This is a genomic window from Bacillus cereus group sp. BfR-BA-01408 (assembly GCF_022663305.1).
GTDB lineage: Bacteria > Bacillota > Bacilli > Bacillales > Bacillaceae_G > Bacillus_A > Bacillus_A pacificus.
On record NZ_JAKUFF010000016.1, the window covers coordinates 1 to 25,701 of the forward strand.

Below are 25,701 nucleotides of genomic sequence, written 5' to 3' on the forward strand. Positions count from 1 at the left end.
TTCACCTTTTTGTAAATGCGTTGACATTTTCGCTTCTTCGTTTTTATTATGCCCAAACTGATTTCGAAGCGCTTCCCATTTCTCATGTAATTCTTCAATTTCATGTACAATAAGCGCCGCTTCTACTTTCTCTAATTCTTCTTTTTTCTCGAGATAATCCTTTGCAATAGAAGCTTGTCTTTCTAAAGGTTCTACTTGACTACTTAATTCGTGAATTATATCTTGTACACGATTTAAGTTTTCTTGTGTGTCTGCTAATTTACCTTCAGCTTTCTTTTTACGAAGTTTGTATTTCAGCACTCCCGCCGCTTCTTCAAATACCCCACGACGTTCTTCTGATTTACTACTTAAAATTTCTTCAACTTTCCCCTGGCTAATAATCGAAAAAGCTTCTCTTCCCATACCAGAGTCCATAAATAAATCGATAATATCTTTCAACCTGCATGATTGTTTATTAATATAAAAATCACTATCACCAGAACGAGATACACGACGCGTTACACACACCTCATTATATTCAATCGGTAAACGTTGATCTTCATTATTTAAAGTTAATGTTACTTCAGCAACATTAACCGCTCTTCTCGTATCACTACCTGCAAAAATAATATCTTCCATCTTTGCACCACGTAATGATTTTGCCGATTGTTCACCAAGTACCCAACGAATGGCATCAGTAATATTACTTTTCCCGCTTCCATTAGGTCCTACTACAGACGTTACACCTGGGACAAAATCGACAGATACACGCTCAGCAAAAGACTTAAATCCCGCTATTTCTAATCTTTTTAAAAACACGAAAGGCCTTCCTCCTATTCTCCGTTGCTATAAATGTTGTTTATACAAAAACAAACGATTATACGGATTTCATTTCCTTACATTTATAAACGAAAGGAAAGTTTCATTCTATGCACAAGGAATCCCCCTCATTCAAAGGGGGATTCCTTATAGTTGTTCTTTTAACTTTTTCAACGCTTCTGCAGCAGCTTGTTGCTCTGCTTCTTTTTTCGACTTGCCACTACCAAGACCTAAGGCCACGTTATTTAACGTAACACGTGACACAAATTCTCGATTGTGAGCCGGTCCTTTTTCTTGCAAAATTTGATACTCAATATTGCCACTACCATCACGCTGAATCAACTCTTGTAATTGACTCTTATAATCCATCACATGAGAAAAAGCACCTTCATTAATTTTAGGGTATACAATTTCTTTTAAGAAGCCCCATACTGTTTCTAGCCCTTGATCAAGATAAAGGGCACCAATAAACGCTTCAAAGACATCCGCTAATAAAGCTGGTCGTTCACGTCCGCCTGTCATTTCCTCACCTTTTCCTAATAAAACTAGGCTACCAAATGACAACTCGTTTGCAAAACGAACAAGAGATGGTTCACATACAATAGCTGCACGTAGTTTTGTTAACTCTCCTTCGCTCATTGTCGGATATTTTTGAAACAGATACTGCGATACAGTAAGTTCCAATACTGCATCTCCAAGGAATTCGAGACGCTCATTGTCTTCATGCGGTTTTTTTCGATGCTCATTCACATACGATGAATGCGTAAATGCTTGAATCAATAATTTTTCATCTGTAAACGTAATACCTATTTTTTCTTGAAATACTTTAAACGCTTCACGATATTTTGTTTCGTATTTTTTTTCTCTATATTTACGGTACGGCATAGGTCCCTCCAGATATAAGCCGAGAAGCCCCGCTAAAAAACGGGACTTCATTCAAGCATTATAGATGACTCTCTATGTAAGTCACAGCATCGCCAACAGTAGCAATCTTTTCAGCATCTTCATCAGAAATTTCCATTTCGAATTCGTCTTCTAATTGCATTACAAGTTCTACTACATCTAGGGAGTCTGCTCCTAAATCTTCCTTGAAGCTTGCAGCTGGTACTACTTCTGTTTCTTCTACTCCTAAACGATCAACGATAATTTTTGTTACACGCTCTAAAACATCTGCCATTCCATTCACCTCCCCTCAAATATTATATTAAATATTGTCCAAAAAAACTAGCTGAAATCGATTCTTTTATTACATTACCATACCGCCATCAACATTTAACGTTTGACCTGTAATATATTTGCTTTGATCAGAAGCAAAAAACGTTACAGCATTTGCGATATCTTGCGCTTCACCAAACTGAGCCGCAGGAATTAATTTTAACATTTCAGCTTTTATATTTTCATCTAATACGTCTGTCATATCTGTCGCAATAAATCCAGGAGCAATTGCATTTACAGTAATATTGCGGCTTGCTAGCTCTTTTGCTGATGTTTTTGTTAATCCGATTACACCCGCTTTAGCAGCAACATAGTTTGCTTGTCCTGGGTTTCCCGTTACTCCGACAACAGAAGCGATATTTACAATACGTCCATGACGTTGACGCATCATATATCGAGATACTGCCTTTGTACATAAGAATACACCTTTTAGGTTTGTATTAATAACTGTATCCCATTCTTCTTCTTTCATACGCATTAATAAATTATCTTTTGTTACACCTGCATTATTTACAAGAATATCAACTTGTCCAAATACATCTACAGTTTGTTTCACCATATTTGTAACGTCTTCAGCATTTGCAACATCTGCTCTTACTGCAATTGCATCCGAACCTAATTTCTTTATTTCATCAACTACTTCATTTGCCTTTTGCTCGTTACCAGCATAATTTACTACAACATTTGCCCCTTGTTTTGCTAAATCAATCGCAATTGCACGACCAATTCCACGTGAAGCACCCGTTACTAATGCTACTTTCCCTTTTAACATCAACTTTCTCCTCTCAAATTCGAAATGGTATCTTGTAATGTCTCTTCATCGTATATCGCGTATGCTTTCACTGATGAATCAATTGACTTCATAAGTCCAGCAAGTACTTTCCCAGGTCCAATCTCAATAAATGTATCTACCCCTTGACTCACCATATATTCAATGGATGGATACCATAAGACAGGCGAATAGAGCTGCTCGATTAACTTTTCTTGAATATGTGCACCACTTGTAATAACGTCTGCTGTTACATTTGCGATTACCGGAATATTCGTATCTTGAATTGTAATTTCATTTAAGACACTTTGGAATTTCTCCGCCGCTGGCTTCATAAGCGCAGAGTGAAACGGTCCACTTACTTTAAGCGGAATTGCTCTCTTTGCACCATTTTCTTTCGCTCTTTGAGAAGCAATCTCGACTCCTTGCTTTGTTCCAGAAATCACAATTTGCTTCGTACTATTCATATTAGCAATTTGTACTGCATGTCCTTCACTTGTTACTTCTTCTGTAACTTGTTTCAGCATATGTGGATCAGCACCTAAAATAGCCGCCATTGCACCTTCTCCGCCAGGAACAGCTTCTTCCATATATTCCCCACGTTTCCTTACAGCATATACTGCATCCTCAAAAGTTAATGCACCCGCTGCTACAAGAGCGCTATACTCACCTAAACTATGCCCTGCGACAAAGTCTGGTGTAATATCATACTCTTTTAAAGCTGTCAAAATAGCAAAACTCGTCGTTAATAAAGCAGGTTGCGCATTTGTTGTTAACGTAAGCTTTTCCTGCGGCCCTTCAAAAATCACTTCTGAAAGTGAGTCTTGCAACACCTCATCTGCTTTTGCAAATACATTTGCAACCTCTTTATTATTCTCTGCTAACTGTTTACCCATTCCAACTGCCTGTGAACCTTGGCCCGGAAAAAGAAATGCTAGTTTTCCCATTTCAAATCCTCCTCTTATTGGAGTGGCTCTTTCTCCATTACGCTTGAAATAGTAGGAATAACTTCTTTCGCTACCATTTCTCTCGTTTGACGAATCGCACTAAATATCGATTGGTCATTGGAAGAACCGTGAGCCTTAATGACAGGAGCCTTCAATCCAAATAATGCCGCTCCTCCATACTCCGAATAATCCATTTTATCTTTTAATACCATAAGTTTTGGCTTTAATACCGCTGCTGCTAATTTGCTCGTAAACGAACTCATTAACTGCTCTTTTAACATAGAGAATAATGCAAGTGCTGTTCCTTCTAATGATTTCAGTGCTACATTCCCTGTAAAACCATCACATACAACAACATCTGCTACACCTTGCAATAAATCTCTTGATTCAACGTTCCCAACGAAATTAATTGGGGCATCTTTAAGCATTGCAAAGACTTGTTTTGAAAGCTCGTTACCTTTACCATCTTCTGTTCCAACGTTTAAAAGTCCAACGCGAGGATTTTTAATTCCTCTTACTTTCTCAGCATATACAGATCCCATTACTGCATATTGATATAAATGAATCGGTTTTGCATCAACGTTCGCTCCAACATCTAACATAACAAAACCTTCTCCATCAACAGTTGGCATTGTAGGGGATAAAGCTGGTCGCTCAATTCCTTCCATACGACCTACAACAAACAATCCAGCCGCCATTAAAGCTCCTGTACTACCAGCTGATATACAAGCATCCGCTACACCGTCTTTCACTTGCTGCGCCGCAAGTACCATTGAAGCTTGTTTTTTTCGACGAACCGCTCTTACTGGTTCATCTGTCGATTCAATTTTTTCGTCTGTATGAAGTATAGTAATTCGTTCTTCACTCGTTAAGTATTGACGAATTTCCTCTTCTTTCCCCACTAACGTAATATGTAAATCAGAATATTCCTTAATAGCTTTCATTGCTCCTAGTACGACAGCCTTTGGAGCATGATCGCCGCCCATTGCATCTATTGCGATTTTCATAAGTTGTTACCTTCCTCACTATAATTACTAGATCGATACATTTCAAAAGTGCCTGTAAAAACAAGTTCTTCTCCAACAAAGCTACGCACTTTGACAACCGTCCGCCCTTTATCATTCTCTACATCTTCCACGCGCGCTTTTGCAACAACACGCTCTCCTAATTTTACAGGACGAATGTATCGAATGGTAGACTTTGCAGTTAAAGCTAATTCTTCATCAATAACTGCAACAGCTAGTGAGTTTGCTTGTGCAAACAAATGATGCCCACGGGCAATTTGATTTCTTTTAAATACGTGTTCTACCTTCACTTCAAAAATAGAAATCGCATGTCTATCTAATTCTATATCAATAATCTCTCCGACAACCTCTTCTAACGGTAAAGATTTCACATCTTCTTCATGTTGCTTTGTAGCTACATGTTTAATTCTTTCTCTTAATTCAGGAATAGATAATTCCATACGATCAAGACGTACGGTTTGTATACTCACTTGAAATTTTTCTGCTAAATCTTCATCCGTAATAAAAGGATTCGTTTCTATCGTTTGTTGTAATAATTCTTGTCTTTCTTTTTTACTTCTTCTTTTTTTCATACCGCACCATCCATTTTTATGACTAGGTACTAACAGTAGTATATAATCATTAAAAGTAGAATGCAACAAAAACTTTTGTTGCCTCCCTTTAATCGAGCTTCTCTCCCTGGAACACACCTGTCCCGTCAAGATACGTACGCAACGACGCATATTGATCATTATGCCAAAACGCTTCTGAATCTACTAGTAACGCCGCATCTTGTCTAGCTGTTTCTAGCGCCCGATAATCATGTACCATATCAGCAACCTTGAATTCTGGTAAACCACTTTGCTTACTCCCAAAGAAATCTCCAGGACCTCGTAATTCTAAATCCTTTTCTGACAATACAAATCCATCATTTGTTTCAGTCATTATGCGCATTCTTTCTTTTCCTGTTTCTGATTTAGGGTCTGCTATTAATAAACAATACGATTGTTCACTACCACGCCCAACACGTCCTCTTAGCTGATGAAGCTGTGATAAACCGAAACGCTCTGCATCATAAATAACCATTACAGTCGCATTCGGTACGTTCACACCCACCTCAACAACTGTTGTCGACACAAGAATTTGCACTTTATTTTCACTAAATTGCCCCATTATCTCTTCTTTTTCTTGAGATGATAATCTTCCATGCATTAATCCGACTTGGCATTTCCCCTGATAATGATGAGTCAGCATACTATGTAAGTCGATTGCATTTTGTACATCAAGTTTCTCAGATTCTTCAATTAGAGGACAAATAACATATGCTTGTCTTCCTTTTTTTATCTCTTTCTCTACAAAACCGAGAACACGATCTAACATGTCATGTTTTGCCCAGTATGTTTCAATTACCTTTCTACCAGCTGGCATCTCATCGATTATAGAAACATCCATCTCTCCAAATGCAGTAATTGCTAACGTACGTGGAATCGGGGTCGCTGTCATAAATAATACGTCTGGACTTTCACCTTTCTCACGTAAAACTCGTCGCTGCGCTACGCCAAATCGATGTTGTTCATCAGTAATCACGAGACCTAACCTATGAAAGATAACTTCATCTTGAATTAAAGCATGTGTTCCAACAAGGATATCTATTTCTCCTTGTTCTAATTTTGCCAAAATCTCTCGGCGTCTCACACCTTTAACTGAACTTGTTAACAATTCAACCTTCATACCAAAGTGCGAGAACGTCTCTGCGAGCGATTGATAATGTTGTTCTGCTAAAATTTCTGTTGGAACCATTAAAGCACCTTGATAATGCGCTAATTTCGCTGCATAAAGACCAATTGCAGCGACCACCGTTTTACCAGAACCTACATCACCTTGCAACAGACGATTCATTCGATAAGGAGATGTCATATCTTTCATAATTTCATCTACAACTCGGCTTTGCGCACCAGTTAACGGAAACGGAAGTGCATCGATAAACTCTTGCAATTCTTCTGAAGGAATTTCTTTTTTCGTCCCTTTCGAATTTTCCCTCTCCATTTTTCGTAACGTTTGCATTTTCAACTGAAATAAGAAAAACTCTTCATATACAAACCGGCGACGCGCTTGCTTCAAGTCTTCCTGCCCCGATGGAAAATGCAAAGCCCGAAGCGCTTCATAACGTGGCAGTAATTTATACCGACTTAGCAATCCATCTGGTAACACTTCAACTATAGAGTCTCCATACTCCTTTAACGCTTGTGCAATAAAACGGCGCATCTGTTTTACTGTAAGTTTCCCTTTCACTGAGTACACAGGCTCCACTTCTTGTTGACGTACAACCGGTCCAAAATGAAGTTCTGATACCGCAATCGTTTGACGATGCTGGTCCCATTTTCCAGTAACCGTTACCGTTTCATCTAAATTTAACTTCTGCTTATAGTACGGCCTATTAAAACATACAGCTGTAATTAAATAACGACCTACGAGGACACGAACCGTAAGACGCGACTTCTTCTTCCCGTAATATTGCAGTAAAGGAGCACTATGAACTTTTCCCTCAACTGTTACACGTTCATCATGCTTTACTTCTGCAAGATCTTTCATCGCATAGTCTTCATAACGGTACGGAAAATGTTCTAATAGATGAGAAACTGTATAAATTCCCATCTCGTGTAGTAATTCAGATGTTTCTCCTCCGATTCCCTTTACATCCGTAACAGGAACTTGTACAACTTCATTCAAGATTCTCACGCTCCGTCACATTATTTTTTGATTCATTATCCATTAACATGATTGACATCTGTAATCGCTCTCTTTCACCTTATATATTCTATCATAGGCATTCTAAGAGAAACTACTCAAATCCCTCATAAACAACACGAAAGAAAAGAGCCTCACTATTAGCAGCAAGGCTCTTTTTTATCTTCAATATGCTAGCCTTTTGAATAAAAACTAGTAATAAACTTCATATTACTACTTATTATCCATTAGCAAGTAAGTAATCCATTTATTTTCAAAACGAATTTTTTTCTTATTCTACAGAGAAGATGAAAGAATACACCGGTTGGTTTCCAGCATGTACTTCTACTTCTGCATCTTCAAAATTCTCTTCTACAAACTCAACTAATTCAGCTACTTCTTCATCAGTTGCATCTTCACCTTGTAGAATCGTTACGATTTCAGAATCTTCATCAATTAGTGCTTCTAGTAATTGCTTCGCAGCTCCTACTTTTTCAGCATTTGTTGATACGATTTTTCCATCTGCGATACACATGAAATCATCTTTTTGAATTGCCACACCATCAATTTCCGTATCACGTACAGCATACGTAATTTGACCTGTTTTCACATGAGATAAAGCTTCTTTCATGTTTTCTTCATTTTCCTCTAGCGTTCCAACTGGATTAAATGCTAACATTGCAGCCATACCTTGAGGAACTGTTTTTGAACGAACTACAATCACTTCTTGATCCACAACTGACGCTGCTTGTTCTGCTGCCATTACGATATTCCCGTTGTTCGGTAAAATAATGATTTTTTCAGCGTTTGCTTCTTCAATCGCCTTCACGATATCCTCAGTACTTGGATTCATCGTTTGGCCACCTTCGATAACTTTCGTCGCGCCAATGCTTTCAAATAAAGTTTTAATACCAGATCCCATAGCTACAGTTACGATACCATATGGTTGTTTCTCTTTAGGCTGGCTAGTTGGCTCAGGCATCATAGCAGGCTCATCTAATAAAGCAGTATGCTGTTCACGCATATTCTCTACTTTAATCTTGATTAAACTACCGTAACGTTGTCCGTAGTTCATAGCGTCTCCAGGATGCTCTGCATGAATATGAACTTTTACAATTTCATCATCAGATACAACTAGTAGTGAATCACCATACACACTAATATCTTCACGGAATTTTTGTTCAGAGAAATTATGTTCTTTCACTTTATCAGCTTCTAATTTCACCATGAACTCCGTACAATATCCATACTTAATATCTTCTGTACTCAATTGGCTTTGTACACTACGGTGATGTTCTGCGCGTACCATTTCATTCATAGATGGTTGGGCAGGTGCATCAGAAGAAATCGTTTCTCCTTTTAAGTCAGCTAAAAATCCTTCGTAAACTACTACAAGACCTTTACCACCGCTATCTACAACGCCAACTTGTTTTAATACAGGTAATAAATCTGGCGTACGATTTAACGATGCATTTGCTTCTTTCACAACGTCTTCCATAAACAAAACAAAGTCGCGCTGTTTTTTCGCAACTGTTACTGCATATTTACCCGTTTCTCTTGCAACCGTTAAAATCGTTCCTTCAATCGGTTTCATAACCGCTTTGTAAGCCGCCTCTACTCCAGCTTCTAAAGCTGCAGCAAAATCAACTGTTGTTAATTCTTCTTTTTGTTCAATGGATTTCGAGAAACCACGGAACAACTGAGATAAAATAACTCCAGAGTTACCACGAGCTCCCATTAATAATCCTTTGGCTAAACTTACGCCGACTTTACCAGCATGTTGTGAAGGATTTGCTTTCACTTCACGTGCGCCTGAAGTCATAGATAAGTTCATGTTTGTACCGGTATCGCCATCTGGAACTGGAAATACGTTTAATGCATCAACAAGCTGAACATTATTTGTTAAATTATTCGCTCCTTGAATGATCATTTGTGATAAACGTTTTCCATCAATTTTTTGAATTGACACAGATTTTCCTCCTTAATGCACATTACAAGTTTATTACTTTAACTCCTTGTACGTAGATGTTTACAGAATCTACTGCTAGTCCTACAGTTTGATCTAATGTATATTTCACTTTCGTCTGCACGTTATGTGCTACTTCTGAAATTTTCGTACCATAGCTCACAATAATATACATATCAATATGTACTTCATCTTCATCTTTACGAACAATAACACCTCTAGTGAAATTTTCTTTTCGTAAAATGTCTGTTAATCCATCTTTTAACTGATTTTTTGATGCCATACCTACGATACCGTAGCAATCTACCGCGGCACCTCCAGCAATTGTTGCAATTACATCTGTACTAATATCAATTTGACCGTACTTCGTTTTAATTTCAATTGACATCTCGTTTTCCCCCTTCATAAATGGTGAAAGTGAGTTAGACTACTTTAGTTACTATCATATAATCTTTTTAAAGAAAATTCCATCGTTCTTTCTTTTTCACTCTCATATTTTATGTTGAAAACTACACTTTTTTATGATGAGCAAAATAGTCCATTGTTATTATACAACATGTATCACTATAATATGTCAAGCAATTTTTCTTGATTTCAACTTTTCTTCATTGACATATAGTGTCAAGTAATTTTTCTTGATTTCTTTTTTCTACAGTGTTGCATTCTCTTTTTAGTTGTGTTAAATTATAGTAGTGTTTTTAGCATCGCATAAAAGACTAACATTGAAAAATTACGTATGGTAAGGTATCAAGGGAGGGAAATATAAATGGCTCGTGTTTGTGCTATTACTGGAAGAAAAGCTCGTTCTGGTAACTCTCGTTCTCACGCAATGAACGCTACAAAACGTAAGTGGGGCGCTAACCTTCAAAAAGTTCGCGTACGCATCGACGGAAAAGTTCAACGTGTTTACGTTTCTGCTAGAGCATTAAAATCTGGCAAAATCGAACGTGTTTAATAATAAAAAAAAGAGCCGCTAGGCTCTTTTTTTACTATACCAATGGAAAAAGCACCGGTAATAGGTGCTTTTTTTAATCTTTTTTGAAGGTATTTAACATGGCACGAACAATTCCACCAAGAAATTTAGGTAACTTAATTGTATAAAATCTCATGGTTTCCCTCCTAATCCCCATTACTCCACTTGGTCACTATATGATGTAAGGAGCAAAATTGTTTCTTTAATCAGTGCTTCTTATCACCATTAATATGCCAGAAGTAAATGAAAAAGTACCTTTTTCCTCAACGAGTTCATTACTAATACAAAGTGTTGATCCCCACTCTATTTTTTTATTCGTTAGAGGATATTTAAAACCAAGTAATGTAATCCCTTCCACTATTTCAGTAACAGGCACAAAAGATACATAAGGGAAATTTTTATTTTCTTCAATTATATGTGTACCCACTCTTTTTACACTTATTTCATTTTGATTGTCTACAATACACATCTCTATTCCTACTTCTAATCCTTTTAAAAGCATTTGTATATTCGCTAAACCGTGATCAAGTCTTCCGCCAGTAGCACCAAAAATACGAATGAGTGCCGGCTTTTGTTCTAACGCCCAGTTAATCGCAATTTCTAAATCCGTTTGATCTTTTTCACGAGGAACAATATGTAAATCATTTGTTTGTTGCCCCATCCATGCTAATTCTTCTTCAGTAACCGAGTCATAATCTCCAAACGCAACAGCAGGAATAATACCTCTTTTTAATAAACGATATACTCCTCTATCAACTGCCGCCCACACTACTTTCTCATTTTCATATGGAGAAAAATCTGCACAATATTCCGCAGGTCCTCCCGCTAAAATATGAATAATCATGTTTCCTTCCCCTTCTATTGTAAAAAGGCAATCTGCCATTCGGTAGATTGCCTTTTTACATATTTTTTCTCTATCCTTTATAAATAGTGAAAACTTACTACACTAGAAGATTCACTGGGATAAAGACTCGTTCATTCATTATCCACGAATGACACGAATTGCTTCACCGCGGTCTTTTTGATTGTATACTGCTGACCCAGCTACAAGTACATTTGCTCCTGCTTCTACACAAAGTCTTGCTGTTTCAGCGTTTACACCACCATCAACTTCAATTTCTACTTCTAGATTGCGCTCTTTAACCATTTCTGCAACTTGTTTAATTTTCGGTAATACAGAATGGATAAATTTCTGCCCACCAAATCCAGGGTTTACTGTCATAAGTAATACCATATCAATATCTTCTAATACATGCTCAATCACTGAAACTGGCGTATGCGGATTTAATACAACTCCTGCTTTAATGCCATGAGATTTAATTAACTGAATTGTACGATGTAAATGAGGGCACGCCTCTACATGAACAGTAATAATATCCGCTCCCGCTTTTGCGAAAGTCGGGATATAGTTATCAGGATTTTCAATCATTAAATGTACATCTAACGGTAACGATGTGATCGGACGAATTGCTTCTACAATTAATGGTCCAATCGTAATATTTGGTACGAAATGTCCATCCATTACATCGACGTGAATGTAATCCGCTCCGCCTTTTTCTACATCTTTAATCTCTTCCCCTAATTTTGAAAAATCTGCTGATAAGATCGATGGTGCAATTTTAATCATAACTAATACCTCGGCTTTCTCTCTCTAATTTCTTCTACAAATTGTTTGTAATTCTTATAACGATATTCTGTAATCTTCCCCTCTTCAACCGCAGCCTTCACAGCGCATTTCGGTTCAGAAAGATGTGTACACCCTCTAAATTTACAGTATTGGCTCGCTTCTTTCAACTCTGGAAAACAATATGTAAGATCTTCTACCTCTATATCTATGAAATCGAGTGAACTAAAACCAGGTGTATCTGCAACTAGTCCGCTTCCAATCGCAATTAATTCTACGTGTCTTGTCGTATGTTTCCCGCGTCCTAAATGTGAGGAAATATCATTCGTTTTCAGTTCTAATTCTGGACGTAAGACGTTAAGCATAGAAGATTTTCCAACACCAGATTGTCCCGCAACAACGGAAACACAACCTTCTAAGAACGGTTTTAAAATATCAATACTTTCCGATGTATTTATAGAAGTAAATAATACATCATATCCCATCTCACGATAGTCATTTGCATAAGATTCAACAGTCTCTCTCATTTTTTCATCCACTAAATCCATCTTACTAATGCAAATAATCGGCTTAATGTTATGATATTCAATCAGCACTAAAAATCGATCTAACAGTCCCGGATTAAAATCTGGTTCTACTGCTGAAAAAACAAGAATTGCTTGATCAACATTAGCAATAGGAGGCCTGACAAGTTCATTTTTTCGATCAAATACTTCAAGCACGTATCCTTCACTTGGATTATCAGCCTGAAAAACAACTTGGTCTCCTACCAGTGGTGTAATTTTATTTTTTCTAAATACACCACGCCCGCGACATTGTGTAATCCCTTCTTCATGCTGCACATAATAAAATCCACTTAGAGCTTTTACAATTTTTCCTTCTGGCATATAATTCTCCTTTATTCTGTATAAAGTGAAGCTGTAATTCATATTGAATGGATTATCATTCTTTAAATAAAGATTTCAAAACCCGTCATATATACACATTAATATATTTAATCTACCATCAAATTTAAAATATTATTTATAACAGTATCACTTTTATATCTTTTTGAATCATATATTTTTGCCTGTTATACAGTCCACTATATGTAGACAGCATAACAGGCAGAAGTAATACATTCCATTCTCTCTAAAAAGAAAATGGAATTCATTATTATTGAGTTGGATATGGTACTTCTTTGTCGATAATCGTTACACCATCTCGTACAATTTTATAATGTCCTTTTGTACCTTCTTGAATTACAAATTCTAATGAAATAGTTGCCGACTCTGAAATTGTTCTAGTTTCAATTGGTCTATCCATTTTTTGTTGCATATCTTCTTTATAAATTTCTATCGTTTGCGGTTTTTTCTCACCTATTATAGAAGACTCATACGGAATAGAAATATTATCTACTTTCACTGTTTTCGTTACTTTCGGCTTAGGACCTTCTGAGATGACAATCGTCACTTTATCTCCTTCTTTTAACGGCGTTCCTGGTTTTGGAGATTGCGAAATTACAAGTCCTTTATCAACAGTATCAGAATACTCTCGTTTTATATCTGGAGTTAGTTTCCTCTCATTCAAATAACCATTGACACTATTTTCAGTCCATCCTGAAAAGTCACCTGGTCTAATTTGATATGGACCCTTACTTACCCAAATTTTCAAGTCTTGTTCCGCCTCTACTACCATTTGATCCGGCGTCGGAATTTGCTCAACGATTTCACCTTTTGGTCTATCATTTTCAATATAATTTATTGTAACTTGTTTATATTTTTCTTCTAATTCAGACCTTATGCTCTCAAAATCTTTTCCTGTGAGATCACTCATCTTATTTTTCTTTTTCCCACCCGATTGATAGATAGTAATTTTAGAGTTCTCTTTCACGACTCTTCCGGCCGCGGGGTCTGTTTTTAGAACACCACCGACCTCTACATCATCTGTATATACAATATTAGGTTCCGTAACCTCAAAACCCTTTTCAACTAATGTATTTACTGCAGTCGTATATTTCATACCAGACACATCAGGGACTTTTACATCTTTTGGAATAAAGAATCCTGGAATAACAGTAAGGGCTAACGTTATTCCGATCGCTAAAAGTAAAAATGTTGTAATTAAAATTTTGAGCCATTTATTACTTCGTTTTTTCTTCTTATTTAAATCCGTTTCTTCTTTTCTTGTCTGTTCATCCACTTTACTTCCTTTTAAAACAATTGTTTCATCAGTAACATTTTCGAATAATTGTTCTTGTTGAATAATCGGAATCGCTTTTGTCGCTTCCATATCTTCCGGTATGTAAAATGGCTGCTCATTTATCCTCTCTGGATATAGCGCAGTTTCAATATCTCGTTTCATCGCATTGGCAGATTGATATCGATGAAACGGATCTTTCGCAGTTGCCTTTAATATAATATTTTCGACACTTTGCGGAATATGTTCATTCCATCTTCTCGGAGACGGAATTTCACTTTGTAAATGTTTTAAAGCTATAGCAACAGCAGATTCACCAGAAAACGGTTGTCTTCCTGTTAACAACTCAAACATAACAATCCCTAGGGAATAAATATCTGATTGTTTATTTGCTATCCCGCCGCGCGCTTGTTCTGGTGATAAATAATGCACCGAACCGAGTACTGAATTTGTATGTGTAATTGTTGTTGCACTTGTAGCTGTCGCAATTCCAAAATCTGTTACTTTTATTACTCCATCAGCTCGAATTAAAATATTGTGCGGTTTAATATCGCGGTGCACAATTTCAAAATGATGGGCGTGTGCCATGGCGGATGTTAACTGCTCCATAATATCAAGAGCTTCTCCTATCGGTAACATCCCTCGCTCAATTATGTATTGCTTCAATGTTTGTCCTGGTACATACTCCATTACAAGATAATATATACCATCTTCTTCTCCGACATCATACATATTCACAATATTTGGATGCGACAACGTTGTAACAGACTGCGCTTCTCGATGGAAACGTTTAATAAACTCTTCGTTATTTGAATAGTCGAGTCTTAATATTTTCACCGCTACATCTCGGCCTAGTATATCATCATGAGCTAAATACACATTGGCCATTCCACCGCCACCAATCATTTTCAGTAGCTTATAACGGTCATTTAAGCGTTTTCCAATCAGCACGTTGCACTTCACCTACTTTCGTTTGTCGAACCCGCATAATCAATGAGAACAAGGGTGATATTATCTTCCCCGCCACGATCATTCGCCAATTGAATGAGACGTTGTCCCTTAGTTTCTAGCTGTTCATTTAACTGTAAAACTTGTTGCATATCAGCAATAGAAACTTTGTTAGATAGTCCATCAGAGCAAAGAAGTAACTGATCATCTTCCTCTAGCACTAATGTTTTCACATCTAATCCGACTTTCTCTTCTGTTCCTAATGCCCTTAACAAAACATTCTTTTTCGGGTGATATTCTGCGTCTTCTTTTGAAATTTCACCATGTCTCACAAGTTCATTGACAAGTGAGTGATCTTCCGTTACAAGCGAGATTTCCCCCTCTGATACCATATAACAACGACTATCTCCTATATGACCTATCGTCACAAAATTTGGTGTACAAATCGCTATTATAAGTGTTGTTCCCATCCCGTTACATTCTACATGTTGCTTAGAGTATTCATATATACGCTCATTAATAATCCCAACGCTAGTATGTAACCACTCTTCTACTTTTTTTGGCTCGTTCATATTATGCGTTTGCTTCCAATAATCATGGAATAATTGAATGGTCATCGAGCTAGCTACATCACCAGCTCGATGACCTCCCATTCCATCTGCTACTACCGCTAAAATATTTCCATCTAAATTGTGAAAAACTCCTGCACTATCTTCATTATGTTGACGAACTTTTCCTTTATCTGATAGAAACACGGCTTTCATCTCGTCACCTCGTCTCTTCTTTGCGCTCCTTCGCACGCAACTGACCGCAGGCTGCATCAATATCATGACCTTGTTCACGGCGAATCGTTACATTTACTCCACGATCTTTTAACGTTTTTTCAAATAAGAAAATTTGTTCACGTGGCGTACGTACATAATCACGTTCAGGTACGTAGTTTACCGGAATTAAGTTCACATGACATTTTACACCTTTCAAGAGCGCAGCAAGCTCTTCAGCGTGCTCAACTTGGTCATTTTCGCCTCCAAATAGTCCATATTCAAAAGTAATACGACGCCCTGTTCTATTTACATAGTATTTAATAGCTTCCATCAAATCTGGTAGCTTATAAGCACGGTTAATCGGCATTAATTTTGAACGTAATTCTGAGTTTGGAGCATGCAGTGAAATCGCAAAATTAATTTGTAAATCTTCTTCAGCGAACTTATAAATTTTCGGGATGATTCCACTTGTCGAAACTGTCATATGTCTCGCACCAATATGAAGTCCTTTTTCATGGTTAATGATGCGTAAGAATCCCATTAAATTATCGTAGTTATCAAATGGTTCTCCAATTCCCATAACGACAAGAGAACTTACACGTTCTTCTGATTCATCAAGTGCACGTTGCACTTCTACTACTTGTGCTACAATTTCTCCAGCTTCTAAGTTTCGCTTTAAACCGCCAAGCGTTGAAGCACAGAACGTACACCCAATACGACAACCTACTTGTGTTGTTACACAAATGGAATTTCCATATTCATGTCGCATTAATACCGTTTCAATAGAATATCCATCATATAATTGGAATAAGAATTTAATTGTTCCATCCGAAGACGTTTGTTTTACTAACGTATTTAAAGTAGTAATATCAAAGGAATTCGACAATTTTTCACGCAATCCTTTAGAAAGGTTTGACATATCCTCATAATTTTTTACACGTTTTTTATATAACCAATCAAAAATTTGTCCAGCACGGAACTTTGGTTCTCCTTGCTCCTTTAACCAATCTTGCATTTCATGAAGTTGTAAAGAGTAAATTGATGGTTTTTTCGTTTCTAAATTTTTCTTTTGTTTTCTCACAGTCGTTTCCACGATGCTACACCTTCTTCCTTAAACAAGCAATATAAAAGCCATCTGTTGCAAAATAATGCGGTAAAATTTGTACTTGACCTTCATCAATATACGGACTTAGCTTTTCTGGCATACGCTCTTTTATCGTAGTATCCCACTCGAACTCAGGATGCTCTTGTAAAAATCGTTCTATTACTTGTTCATTTTCTATTTTCTCAATTGTACACGTACTATAAACAAGGCGACCACCTTGTTTTAATAACGGTGCGATTTTTTCTAGTATTGCAAGTTGAATCGTCGATAATCTTTCACTATCGCCTTTATCTTTACCTAACTTAATATCAGGCTTACGTCTAATTACACCAAATCCAGAACATGGGGCATCTACTAATATTTTATCAAACGTTTCATTTGCAAAGTGTTCTTGTACTTTTCTAGCATCTAATGCCTTTGTTTCGACATTTCCTAGACCAAGTCGCTCTGCTTGTTGTTTAATTAAACGTACTTTGTGCGCATGTAAATCAAGGGACATGACTTGACCAGTTCCTTTTAATCGCTCTGCAATATGCGTTGTTTTTCCACCTGGAGCAGCACAACTATCAAGAACTACATCTCCCTCATCTGGTTCTAAGGCACGTGCTACCAGCATAGAACTTTCATCTTGAATAGAAAGAAAACCTTTTTTAAACGCATCTGTGTGCGCTACATTTCCTTTTTCAATTTGAATTGCATCATCTGATAAATCGCCACGCTTCGCTTCTATACCTTCACTAGCTAATAATGTAATTGCTTCTTCTACTGTTATTTTATCAAAATTTACACGCGCTGTTGGTACAGGCGGTAACATGTTCACTTCACACATTTTCTCAGCAGTTTCTAAACCATATTCTGAAGCCCATTCTTGGACAAGCCAAACTGGATGACTTGTTGCAATTGCCAAGCGTTCTACTGGATCTTTAATTTCATCTACAGAAGGTACACCTTCTCTTTGAATCGAACGTAATACACCGTTCACCATACCAGCAATTCCTTTATGCCCGCGACGCTTTGCAATCTCAACTGCTTCATGAATAGCCGCTCTTTCGGGCACTCGGTCTAAATAAATCATTTGATATAAAGATAAGCGAAGCAATACTCTTACCCACGCTTCAACCTTCTTTTTTAAAAAAGGCTGTAAATAATAATCTAATGTGTCACGACGTTGAATTGTTCCATATACAATTTCAGTTAATAAACCAATATCTTTTCTATCAATTGTACTTTTTTCAATTAGATTATTTAAAAGTAAGTTACTGTATGCACCACTTTTTTCTACTTGAATTAAACCATCAAGAGCTAATTCACGAACATTTTGTCTCATGCATTTTCTCCTAACTTCGTTCCAATTTCAGGTTTTGTGCCACGTAAAAATTGCGAACAACTCATACGCTTTTTACCAGAAGGTTGCAATTCTGTAACTTTAACACCCGTTTCATTACCAGTTGCTACAACGAAACCATCTTCTTCAATTGCAACAATCGTACCTGCTTCAGCTGATTTCGTTACAGGTACTTTTTCTCCCCACCATACTTTAACAACTTGTCCTGCTAAAGTTGTATAAGCAACTGGCCATGGATTCAATCCGCGAATGTGATTGTATACTTCTTCACCTGTTTTTGTCCAATCAATTTTCTCTTGCTCACGTTTTATATTATATGCAAACGTTACTTCTTCCTCGCTTTGTTTAATTGGTTCTAACTTACCTTGAATTAGTAAAGGTACTGTTTTAGATAAAAGATGTGCCCCTGCTTCACTTAACTTATCAAATAACGAGCCTGTCGTTTCACGCTCTTCAATTTCCACTTCTACTTGCGTTAAAATATCACCAGCATCCAATTTTTCTACCATATACATAATTGTAATACCTGTTTTTTCTTTCCCTTCCATAATTGCATAATGGATTGGTGCACCACCACGAAGTTCCGGAAGTAAAGAAGCGTGGACGTTAATACATCCATACTTCGGTGCTTCTAAAATTTCATTTGGTACAATTTGACCGAACGCAGCTGTTACAATTAAATCCGGCTCTAATGCCAATACTTTTTCATATTCGTCTTTTTCACGAATTCTTAACGGTTGTAACACTGGAATACCATGTTTTTCTGCTTCCACTTTAACAGGTGTAGGTGTTAATACTTTCTTTCTGCCTACCGGACGATCTGGTTGCGTCACAACACCTATTACATCATAGCCATCTTCAATAAGACGACGAAGCACCGGCACTGAAAAGTCCGGTGTTCCCATAAATACTACTTTTATCATTTAAAAACCGCTCCTTTTAATACCTATTCTAATTCGTTTTCCTCATAATATCTTGTCACTTTCGATGTAAATAACACACCGTGTAAATGATCGATTTCATGTTGAATTGCACGCGCTAAAAACCCTTCTGCTTCTAATAAAAATACTTTACCTCTGCGATTTTGCGCACGCACTTTAATATAATCCGCACGTTCCACTTCACCATAAAGTCCCGGGAAGCTTAAACAGCCTTCGGGACCTACTTGTTCACCACGTTTTTCTAATATCGATGGATTGATTAACTCAATTTTCCCAGTATCATCACCGATATCAACTACCGCCACTTGCAAGCTTACCCCTACTTGAGGCGCAGCTAAACCGACTCCGTCCGCAATTAACATTGTTTCATGCATATCTTTCAACAATTTCACTAACTTTTTATCAAAGTTAATTACTCTTTCACACGGTGTTTCTAACACTTCATTTGGATGCTTTACTATTTCTAAAACTGCCATATTTCCCTCCGCTACATTAACATTGTTGGATTAAAATCAATTGAGATTTGTAGCTCTTTTTGCATTTCTGCTTGATAATGTTCATTTACCATTTTGAGCACGTTCTTTAAGTTTGGTTCCCGTTTGTATTTTATCATGCATTGATAACGATATCTATCTTTTATCCTTGGAATTGCTGAAGCAACCGGTCCTAACACCATCGTTTGCTGCGAACAGTGCGTCCGTAAATGACCGACAATTTTTTCCGTCACTTGTACTGCCTTTAATAATTCCGGATGAGATACCGTCACAAGTACAACATAGTAATAAGGTGGGTATTGTCTCGTTCGCCTCATTTGCATTTCTTGATCAAAAAACACATCATATTGTTGGTTCTTTGCTAACTCTATACTATAATGTTCTGGCGTATACGTTTGAATGATAACTTCCCCTGGCAATTCATGTCGGCCTGCTCGTCCACTTACTTGCGTCAATAACTGATAAGTCTTTTCACTCGCCCGGAAATCAGGTAAATGAAGCATCGTATCAGCAGTTAAAACACCAACAAGCGTTACTTTCGGAAAATCTAATCCTTTTGCAATCATTTGTGTTCCAAGTAATATATCTGCTTTTTCTTCCCCGAACGCCTTTAATAATTTCTCATGCATCCCTTTACGACTCGTCGTATCTACATCCATTCGAATGACTCGTGCCTCTGGAAATAGTTTTGTAATTTCTTCTTCTACCTTTTGCGTACCTGTACCAAAGAAACGAATGTATGTACTTTGACAAGCAGGACACGCAGTCGGCATATTTTCTTCGTAACTGCAATAATGGCATTTTAAACGATGGTTCATTTTATGATATGTCAGCGAGATATCACAATGCGGACATTGTACAACATACCCGCAATCACGGCACATAACAAATGTAGAATGACCTCTTCTATTTAAAAAGAGCACCATTTGTTCTTTCTTTTCTAACCGATCTGCTATTTTTTCATGCAGTGCCTTTGAAAACATGGAGCGATTCCCGTCACGAAGTTCTTCACGCATATCAACAATCTCTACTGTCGGTAAAGCTTGTTCGTTCATACGTTTTTCCATCGTCAGTAATTCATACACACCTTTTTTCGCTCTTGCAAACGATTCAAGCGTCGGTGTTGCACTACCAAGAACGATAGGGCATTTATGATATTGTCCTCTCCACACAGCTACATCCCTTGCATGATACCTCGGATTATCTTCTTGCTTGTAGCTCGATTCATGTTCCTCATCAATAATAATAATCCCTAAATTTTCAAAAGGAGCAAATACAGCTGAACGTGCACCAACTACGACTTTCACTTCTTTTCTTAAAATCTTACGCCATTCATCATATTTTTCTCCAACAGACAGCGCACTATGAAGAACTGCAACTTGTGAGCCAAATCTACCTTTAAAACGATCTACCATCTGAGGCGTTAGTGCAATTTCAGGAACAAGTACAATAGCTTCTTTTCCTTTCTCGAGCACCGCTGCTATAGATTGTAAATATACTTCTGTTTTTCCGCTTCCTGTAACACCATATAGTAAAAATGGATTGTAAGTTTCATTTGTAATTGATGATAAAATCGGTGTAATAACTTGCTTTTGTTCCTCAGTAAGTGGGAATGGTTTCGTTTGTTCAAAATCGTCATCGTCATACGGATTTCGGTACACTTCCACATACTTTTCTGAGAGTAGTCCCTTTTTAACAAGTGCTTTAATTGGAGCATCTGTTATTTGTAACTCTTCTGTTATTACTTTCAACGGTACACTTTTATAATTTTCCACAAAATAATAGAGGACATCTTGTTGTTTTTTACTTTTCAGTTCAAATGCTGCTAATTCTAATTTATCTTCTGACAACTCCGGTTGAACGACTCTTTGTTTCTTCTTTTGTACTTTATCTTTTACTTGATAAACAACTTCAATCGTGCCATGTTTAATTTCTTGTTGAATCGTGCGGTATAGATGTGGCTGCGTCTCAATCGCTTCCCAATCTATCGCTTCTCTGTCCTGGAATAAAAACAGTAGTTCCGGTGCTACTTCTTCTTGTTTGCGAAGCTGTAGACGTTTTTTATATGTTGCTTTTATCGCCGTTGGAAGCATAACTTGAAAAGCTGAAATCATATAACATAACGTTTCACTTGTAAGCCAATACCCTAGCTTTAACAACTCTTCATTTAAAACGGGTGTTACATCTAAAATTTCATGGATTGTCTTTAACTTCTTACTTTCTACTTCAACAGAATCTTTAATCCCAATAATAAAACCTTGCAATTTCCTTGGGCCAAACGGAACTACTACACGCATGCCTGTCTGGACAATATCTTCCCATTTTTTAGGGATAATATAATCAAATGGTCGATCTGTCTGACGTGCAGGTACATCAACAATTACACTTGCAAATTTCATAGACGATCATCTTCTAACATCATTTCAATTTGCTTTAATATTTCACGAGCAACCTCTTTCTTCGTTAAAAGTGGCAACTCTATAACTTCTCCATCTTTTCTATACATTGTTACAATGTTCGTATCTGTACCAAATCCAGCTCCTTGCGCCTTTACGTCGTTTGCAACAATCATATTCGCATTTTTCTCACGTAATTTTTTCGTTGCATATTCCTCTACGTTTGTCGTTTCAGCCGCAAAACCGATAAGTAACTGTTTGTCCTTCATCTCACCTAACGTTTTTAAAATATCTACTGTTCTCTCAAGTTCAATTACAGCATCGCCATTTTTCTTTTTCATTTTATTATCATGAACGTATTTCGGGCGATAATCTGCAACTGCTGCTGTTTTAATAACAACATCTACGTCTTCATAATGTTGAATAACCGCCTCTAACATATCTTGCGCAGATTCCACTTGCACCGTAGTTACATGTAATGGTGGATGTAATGCTGTCGGTCCCGAAACGAGTATGACGTCAGCACCTAAGTTCGCTGCCACTTCCGCAATCGCATATCCCATTTTTCCAGAAGAAAAATTGGTCATAAAACGAACTGGATCAATCTTTTCACGCGTTGGACCAGCAGTTATTAATATTCTTTTTCCATGTAATGGTTTTTGTTCTGAAAAAGCCTCTTCTAACCGTGCGATAATCGCTTCAGGTTCTTCTAATCTTCCTTTCGCTACATAACCACACGCTAAAAAACCTTCTCCGGGCTCAATAAATGTATACCCTAACGTTTTTAACGTCATCATATTTTTTTGAACAATTTTATTTTCATACATATGCACATTCATAGCAGGTGCAATCCACACTGGGGCTGTAGTAGCTAACAAAGTAGTTGTAATCATATCATCTGCAATACCGTTAGCTAACTTTCCAATACAATTGGCTGTAGCAGGTGCAACAAGTACAACATCTGCCCAATCTGCTAAATCGATATGAGCAATAACAGCTGAGTCTTTCTCATCGAATGTATCCGTATATACATCATGGCGAGAAAGCGCTTGGAATGTAAGAGGTGTAACAAATTTCATTGCCGACTCACTCATCATTACTTTTACAATAGCACCAGATTGTGTCAATTTACTCGTTAACGCAGCCGCTTTAAAGACCGCAATGCCTCCTGTTACACATAAAAGTATCTTTTTCCCTTTTAGCATATGGCTCGTCCTCTTTCTTTTTCAAACTTATCATACTGAAACAAGATTATCAGCTCATCAGTATCAATATTTCTTCCCTACCGTAAAAAAATAACAACCTACTTGTAAATAGGTTGTTACCGTTACATAGAAAATTATAAAGTCTATGTTTTAAATTGTCGAAGACAAAGTCTTATTCAGTTACTTTATCTTCACTTGGTACGTAGCTTAACGCTTCAATATCGATTTCTTCTAATGCTTTACCTACACATTTATGAGAAACTGGTTTTTCTACAACACAGTTATTAGCAAGTTGCATTTCGCGCGCACGTTTTGCAGCCACTGTTACAAGTGTATATTTAGAATCGATTTTTGTTAATAATGAATCAATTGATGGATTTAACATAATTATAGACCCTCCGTCATTTCTTTATAATATTTTGCTACTCTTTCGCGGCGGCAATGTTCGCCAACCACAATTGCTTTAATTCTTTCACAAGCTAGTTCAACTTGGTCGTTTTCTACAACGTAGTCGTAAGCGTCCATCATATCAATTTCTTCTTTCGCTACCGTTAAACGATTTTCAATAACATCTTCAGTTTCTGTACCACGACCGACAATTCGGTTCTTTAGTTCAGATAAACTTGGAGGTGCTAAGAAAATAAATACACCTTCTGGGAAAGCTTTCTTAACTTGAATTGCTCCTTGCACTTCAATTTCTAAGAATACATCTTTTCCTTCTTGTAATGTTTTTTCAACATAGTCAATTGGTGTTCCGTAATAATTACCTACGAACTCAGCCCACTCAAGTAATTTTTCATTACGAATCATTTCCTCAAATTCTTCTCTCTCTTTAAAGAAATAATCCACACCATCCACTTCACCTTCACGCGGCTTACGTGTCGTTACTGAAATGGAATACTGAAAACGTGTATCCTCATGACTAAACAGCTCTTTTCGAACCGTTCCTTTACCAACCCCAGAAGGTCCTGAAAGAACGATGAGCAATCCTCTTCTACTTCTCATAAATATGTAAAACCTACCCTTCCTCACTTAAATCTTCTTTATTATTCAAACGATGTGCAATCGTCTCTGGCTGAATTGGACTTAATACAACATGCCCATCATCCATAACAATAACCGCCCTTGTTTTTCTCCCATACGTAGCATCAAGCAAAGCATTATGTTCGCGTGCTTCCTGTACTGTTCGTTTAATAGGAGCTGACTCCGGACTTACAATAGCAATAATTCGATGAGCAGATACAATATTTCCGTATCCAATATTTAAAAACCGCATGGCCATAGTTTGCGCCTCCTAGTAAGTCTATCCGATTTCTCCACCACGTATAACTTTATATATTTTTTGAAAGCTACTCAATATTTTGTACTTGTTCACGAATTTTTTCAAGGTTATTTTTCATTTCTACAACATATTTTGAAATTGTTAAGTCATTTGCCTTAGAACCAATCGTATTAATTTCTCTATGCATCTCTTGCACGATGAAATCCATTTTCCTTCCAACAGGCTCTTCAATCTGCAGTGTTTCACGGAATTGTTCTAAATGACTTTGCAAACGAACTAACTCTTCGTGAATATCACAACGCTCAGCAAAGATTGCAACTTCTGTTAGCAATCTTTGTTCATCTAGATCTTGATTATGTAATTCTTTTAAGCGATTTTCTAATCGTTCACGATATTTTTGTGTAACAATTGGTGCATGCGGAATAATAGCATTTACACAATTGTGAATCTCTTGTAAGCGATACGCTATATCTTTATGTAATCGTTCTCCTTCGCCATCTCTCATCGTTTTTAACATATGAGCAGCTTGGCGAACAGCCTCATATAAACTGTTCTCAAATTGTTCATTTACGTTTTCTACCTCTTCAATCGCTGTTACTTCTGGCATTGCCATTAATTGCTCGAGTGTAATAGAATCTTGTAATTGAAATTTCCCTTTTATATCTTCCATAATTGATTGGTACTGCTCAAGAAGCGACCAATTCACACTTAATTTTCTTTCAACAAGCCCTTCACCCGCTATACTAATAGACACTTCAATACGTCCACGGCGAACTTGCTGTGCAATTATTTTACGAATTTTGTCTTCAAATACCATCATTTGCTTCGGTAGTCGAATACTCATCTCTAGAAAACGATGGTTCACCGATTTCATTTCTACTGTAATTTGAAAAGTATCACTCTCTACTTTCGACCTTCCAAATCCTGTCATACTACAAATCATTTTTTATCACATCCAAGCCATGAAATAACTCAATGAAAAAGGTAATAGAGACAAGGCTCTACTACCTTCTGTAAATT

The 25,701-nt window shown here is 37.1% G+C and carries 27 protein-coding genes; 1 reads left to right on the top strand and 26 read right to left on the bottom strand.

The annotated features are described in order from the left end of the window. From MR083_RS09925 to MR083_RS09970, 10 genes are all read right to left on the bottom strand, one after another. A partial coding sequence (locus MR083_RS09925) for a chromosome segregation SMC family protein (protein ID WP_242269125.1) occupies window positions 1-798 on the bottom strand: 798 nt, incomplete at its 3' end. A 147-nt stretch (window positions 799-945) separates the two neighbouring features. Then, window positions 946-1,683 (bottom strand): ribonuclease III, encoded by a 738-nt coding sequence (rncS, locus tag MR083_RS09930; protein ID WP_001146876.1) that lies wholly within the window; start codon window positions 1,681-1,683, stop codon window positions 946-948. A gap of 58 nt (window positions 1,684-1,741) precedes the next feature. Further along, the gene (gene acpP / locus MR083_RS09935) at window positions 1,742-1,975 is read right to left on the bottom strand and encodes an acyl carrier protein (protein ID WP_000786062.1); all 234 of its coding nucleotides are present in this window, start codon (window positions 1,973-1,975) and stop codon (window positions 1,742-1,744) included. A 69-nt stretch (window positions 1,976-2,044) separates the two neighbouring features. Beyond that, complete coding sequence (gene fabG / locus MR083_RS09940; protein WP_000911784.1) at window positions 2,045-2,785, bottom strand: 3-oxoacyl-[acyl-carrier-protein] reductase; 741 nt, start codon at window positions 2,783-2,785, stop codon at window positions 2,045-2,047. Beyond that, window positions 2,785-3,729, bottom strand: a complete 945-nt coding sequence (gene fabD / locus MR083_RS09945) for an ACP S-malonyltransferase (protein WP_000516950.1) — start codon at window positions 3,727-3,729, stop codon at window positions 2,785-2,787. The genes fabG and fabD overlap by 1 nt, the downstream gene beginning before the upstream one ends. Before the next feature lie 14 nt (window positions 3,730-3,743). Continuing rightward, window positions 3,744-4,736, bottom strand: coding sequence for a phosphate acyltransferase PlsX (gene plsX / locus MR083_RS09950; protein WP_000684108.1), 993 nt, complete (start codon window positions 4,734-4,736; stop codon window positions 3,744-3,746). Beyond that, entirely contained in the window at window positions 4,733-5,326 is a 594-nt protein-coding gene (gene fapR / locus MR083_RS09955; protein WP_000747352.1) for a transcription factor FapR, read from the bottom strand. The genes plsX and fapR overlap by 4 nt, the downstream gene beginning before the upstream one ends. An 88-nt stretch (window positions 5,327-5,414) precedes the next feature. Further along, the gene (gene recG, locus MR083_RS09960; protein WP_001006888.1) at window positions 5,415-7,463 is read right to left on the bottom strand and encodes an ATP-dependent DNA helicase RecG; all 2,049 of its coding nucleotides are present in this window, start codon (window positions 7,461-7,463) and stop codon (window positions 5,415-5,417) included. Between the two features lie 289 nt (window positions 7,464-7,752). Further along, entirely contained in the window at window positions 7,753-9,429 is a 1,677-nt protein-coding gene (locus MR083_RS09965) for a DAK2 domain-containing protein (protein ID WP_000027110.1), read from the bottom strand. A 22-nt stretch (window positions 9,430-9,451) separates the two neighbouring features. Beyond that, on the bottom strand, window positions 9,452-9,814 hold the full coding sequence (locus MR083_RS09970) for an Asp23/Gls24 family envelope stress response protein (protein ID WP_000021109.1): 363 nt from the start codon (window positions 9,812-9,814) through the stop codon (window positions 9,452-9,454). 378 nt (window positions 9,815-10,192) lie between these two features. On the opposite strand from MR083_RS09970, the gene rpmB reads away from it, so the two are divergent. Beyond that, window positions 10,193-10,381 (top strand): 50S ribosomal protein L28, encoded by a 189-nt coding sequence (gene rpmB / locus MR083_RS09975; protein WP_000124776.1) that lies wholly within the window; start codon window positions 10,193-10,195, stop codon window positions 10,379-10,381. A 73-nt stretch (window positions 10,382-10,454) separates the two neighbouring features. Here rpmB and spoVM read toward each other — a convergent pair whose 3' ends face one another. From spoVM to MR083_RS10055, 16 genes are all read right to left on the bottom strand, one after another. Beyond that, window positions 10,455-10,535, bottom strand: coding sequence for a stage V sporulation protein SpoVM (gene spoVM / locus MR083_RS09980; protein WP_001213599.1), 81 nt, complete (start codon window positions 10,533-10,535; stop codon window positions 10,455-10,457). 66 nt (window positions 10,536-10,601) lie between these two features. Next, on the bottom strand, window positions 10,602-11,282 hold the full coding sequence (locus MR083_RS09985; protein WP_029141182.1) for a thiamine diphosphokinase: 681 nt from the start codon (window positions 11,280-11,282) through the stop codon (window positions 10,602-10,604). 99 nt (window positions 11,283-11,381) lie between these two features. Further along, window positions 11,382-12,026 carry a ribulose-phosphate 3-epimerase gene (gene rpe / locus MR083_RS09990; RefSeq protein WP_000589966.1) on the bottom strand — a complete coding sequence of 215 codons (645 nt, stop codon included), beginning with the start codon at window positions 12,024-12,026 and terminating at the stop codon, window positions 11,382-11,384. A 2-nt stretch (window positions 12,027-12,028) separates the two neighbouring features. Continuing rightward, window positions 12,029-12,910 (bottom strand): ribosome small subunit-dependent GTPase A, encoded by an 882-nt coding sequence (gene rsgA, locus MR083_RS09995; RefSeq protein ID WP_001113936.1) that lies wholly within the window; start codon window positions 12,908-12,910, stop codon window positions 12,029-12,031. A gap of 268 nt (window positions 12,911-13,178) precedes the next feature. Then, window positions 13,179-15,152, bottom strand: a complete 1,974-nt coding sequence (gene prkC / locus MR083_RS10000) for a serine/threonine protein kinase PrkC (RefSeq protein WP_000904767.1) — start codon at window positions 15,150-15,152, stop codon at window positions 13,179-13,181. Window positions 15,153-15,160: 8 nt separating this feature from the next. Continuing rightward, complete coding sequence (locus MR083_RS10005; protein WP_000648696.1) at window positions 15,161-15,913, bottom strand: Stp1/IreP family PP2C-type Ser/Thr phosphatase; 753 nt, start codon at window positions 15,911-15,913, stop codon at window positions 15,161-15,163. A 4-nt stretch (window positions 15,914-15,917) separates the two neighbouring features. Then, window positions 15,918-17,006 (bottom strand): dual-specificity RNA methyltransferase RlmN, encoded by a 1,089-nt coding sequence (gene rlmN / locus MR083_RS10010; protein ID WP_000450543.1) that lies wholly within the window; start codon window positions 17,004-17,006, stop codon window positions 15,918-15,920. Window positions 17,007-17,010: 4 nt separating this feature from the next. After that, window positions 17,011-18,345 carry a 16S rRNA (cytosine(967)-C(5))-methyltransferase RsmB gene (rsmB, locus tag MR083_RS10015; protein WP_242269127.1) on the bottom strand — a complete coding sequence of 445 codons (1,335 nt, stop codon included), beginning with the start codon at window positions 18,343-18,345 and terminating at the stop codon, window positions 17,011-17,013. Continuing rightward, the gene (gene fmt / locus MR083_RS10020) at window positions 18,342-19,286 is read right to left on the bottom strand and encodes a methionyl-tRNA formyltransferase (protein WP_016718311.1); all 945 of its coding nucleotides are present in this window, start codon (window positions 19,284-19,286) and stop codon (window positions 18,342-18,344) included. Before fmt ends, rsmB begins: the two co-directional genes overlap by 4 nt. 23 nt (window positions 19,287-19,309) lie before the next feature. After that, entirely contained in the window at window positions 19,310-19,780 is a 471-nt protein-coding gene (gene def, locus MR083_RS10025) for a peptide deformylase (RefSeq protein ID WP_000279468.1), read from the bottom strand. An 11-nt stretch (window positions 19,781-19,791) separates the two neighbouring features. Further along, window positions 19,792-22,197, bottom strand: coding sequence for a primosomal protein N' (gene priA, locus MR083_RS10030; protein ID WP_000666730.1), 2,406 nt, complete (start codon window positions 22,195-22,197; stop codon window positions 19,792-19,794). Beyond that, a complete protein-coding gene (gene coaBC, locus MR083_RS10035) occupies window positions 22,194-23,399 on the bottom strand; it encodes a bifunctional phosphopantothenoylcysteine decarboxylase/phosphopantothenate--cysteine ligase CoaBC (protein WP_000911756.1) in 1,206 nt (401 codons plus the stop codon). Before coaBC ends, priA begins: the two co-directional genes overlap by 4 nt. Before the next feature lie 172 nt (window positions 23,400-23,571). After that, a complete protein-coding gene (gene rpoZ / locus MR083_RS10040; RefSeq protein ID WP_000933969.1) occupies window positions 23,572-23,784 on the bottom strand; it encodes a DNA-directed RNA polymerase subunit omega in 213 nt (70 codons plus the stop codon). Between the two features lie 2 nt (window positions 23,785-23,786). Further along, window positions 23,787-24,404: a guanylate kinase gene (gene gmk / locus MR083_RS10045; RefSeq protein ID WP_001257738.1), complete on the bottom strand. Its 618-nt coding sequence runs from the start codon at window positions 24,402-24,404 to the stop codon at window positions 23,787-23,789. 13 nt (window positions 24,405-24,417) lie between these two features. Next, complete coding sequence (gene remA, locus MR083_RS10050) at window positions 24,418-24,681, bottom strand: extracellular matrix/biofilm regulator RemA (protein ID WP_001251456.1); 264 nt, start codon at window positions 24,679-24,681, stop codon at window positions 24,418-24,420. A 67-nt stretch (window positions 24,682-24,748) separates the two neighbouring features. Continuing rightward, entirely contained in the window at window positions 24,749-25,624 is an 876-nt protein-coding gene (locus MR083_RS10055) for a YicC/YloC family endoribonuclease (RefSeq protein ID WP_000564120.1), read from the bottom strand. Window positions 25,625-25,701 lie beyond the last annotated feature (77 nt).

What these genes read in the sequence shown, in the direction of transcription:
- rncS (WP_001146876.1), bottom strand. Translation starts at nt 1,683, where the DNA reads ATGCCGTACCGTAAATATAGAGAAAAAAAATACGAAACAAAATATCGT.
- acpP (WP_000786062.1), bottom strand. Translation starts at nt 1,975, where the DNA reads ATGGCAGATGTTTTAGAGCGTGTAACAAAAATTATCGTTGATCGTTTA.
- fabG (WP_000911784.1), bottom strand. Translation starts at nt 2,785, where the DNA reads ATGTTAAAAGGGAAAGTAGCATTAGTAACGGGTGCTTCACGTGGAATT.
- fabD (WP_000516950.1), bottom strand. Translation starts at nt 3,729, where the DNA reads ATGGGAAAACTAGCATTTCTTTTTCCGGGCCAAGGTTCACAGGCAGTT.
- plsX (WP_000684108.1), bottom strand. Translation starts at nt 4,736, where the DNA reads ATGAAAATCGCAATAGATGCAATGGGCGGCGATCATGCTCCAAAGGCT.
- fapR (WP_000747352.1), bottom strand. Translation starts at nt 5,326, where the DNA reads ATGAAAAAAAGAAGAAGTAAAAAAGAAAGACAAGAATTATTACAACAA.
- MR083_RS09970 (WP_000021109.1), bottom strand. Translation starts at nt 9,814, where the DNA reads ATGTCAATTGAAATTAAAACGAAGTACGGTCAAATTGATATTAGTACA.
- rpmB (WP_000124776.1), top strand. Translation starts at nt 10,193, where the DNA reads ATGGCTCGTGTTTGTGCTATTACTGGAAGAAAAGCTCGTTCTGGTAAC.
- spoVM (WP_001213599.1), bottom strand. Translation starts at nt 10,535, where the DNA reads ATGAGATTTTATACAATTAAGTTACCTAAATTTCTTGGTGGAATTGTT.
- MR083_RS09985 (WP_029141182.1), bottom strand. Translation starts at nt 11,282, where the DNA reads ATGGCAGATTGCCTTTTTACAATAGAAGGGGAAGGAAACATGATTATT.
- rpe (WP_000589966.1), bottom strand. Translation starts at nt 12,026, where the DNA reads ATGATTAAAATTGCACCATCGATCTTATCAGCAGATTTTTCAAAATTA.
- rsgA (WP_001113936.1), bottom strand. Translation starts at nt 12,910, where the DNA reads ATGCCAGAAGGAAAAATTGTAAAAGCTCTAAGTGGATTTTATTATGTG.
- MR083_RS10005 (WP_000648696.1), bottom strand. Translation starts at nt 15,913, where the DNA reads ATGAAAGCCGTGTTTCTATCAGATAAAGGAAAAGTTCGTCAACATAAT.
- rsmB (WP_242269127.1), bottom strand. Translation starts at nt 18,345, where the DNA reads ATGAGACAAAATGTTCGTGAATTAGCTCTTGATGGTTTAATTCAAGTA.
- fmt (WP_016718311.1), bottom strand. Translation starts at nt 19,286, where the DNA reads ATGATAAAAGTAGTATTTATGGGAACACCGGACTTTTCAGTGCCGGTG.
- def (WP_000279468.1), bottom strand. Translation starts at nt 19,780, where the DNA reads ATGGCAGTTTTAGAAATAGTAAAGCATCCAAATGAAGTGTTAGAAACA.
- priA (WP_000666730.1), bottom strand. Translation starts at nt 22,197, where the DNA reads ATGAAATTTGCAAGTGTAATTGTTGATGTACCTGCACGTCAGACAGAT.
- coaBC (WP_000911756.1), bottom strand. Translation starts at nt 23,399, where the DNA reads ATGCTAAAAGGGAAAAAGATACTTTTATGTGTAACAGGAGGCATTGCG.
- rpoZ (WP_000933969.1), bottom strand. Translation starts at nt 23,784, where the DNA reads ATGTTAAATCCATCAATTGATTCATTATTAACAAAAATCGATTCTAAA.
- gmk (WP_001257738.1), bottom strand. Translation starts at nt 24,404, where the DNA reads ATGAGAAGTAGAAGAGGATTGCTCATCGTTCTTTCAGGACCTTCTGGG.
- remA (WP_001251456.1), bottom strand. Translation starts at nt 24,681, where the DNA reads ATGGCCATGCGGTTTTTAAATATTGGATACGGAAATATTGTATCTGCT.
- MR083_RS10055 (WP_000564120.1), bottom strand. Translation starts at nt 25,624, where the DNA reads ATGATTTGTAGTATGACAGGATTTGGAAGGTCGAAAGTAGAGAGTGAT.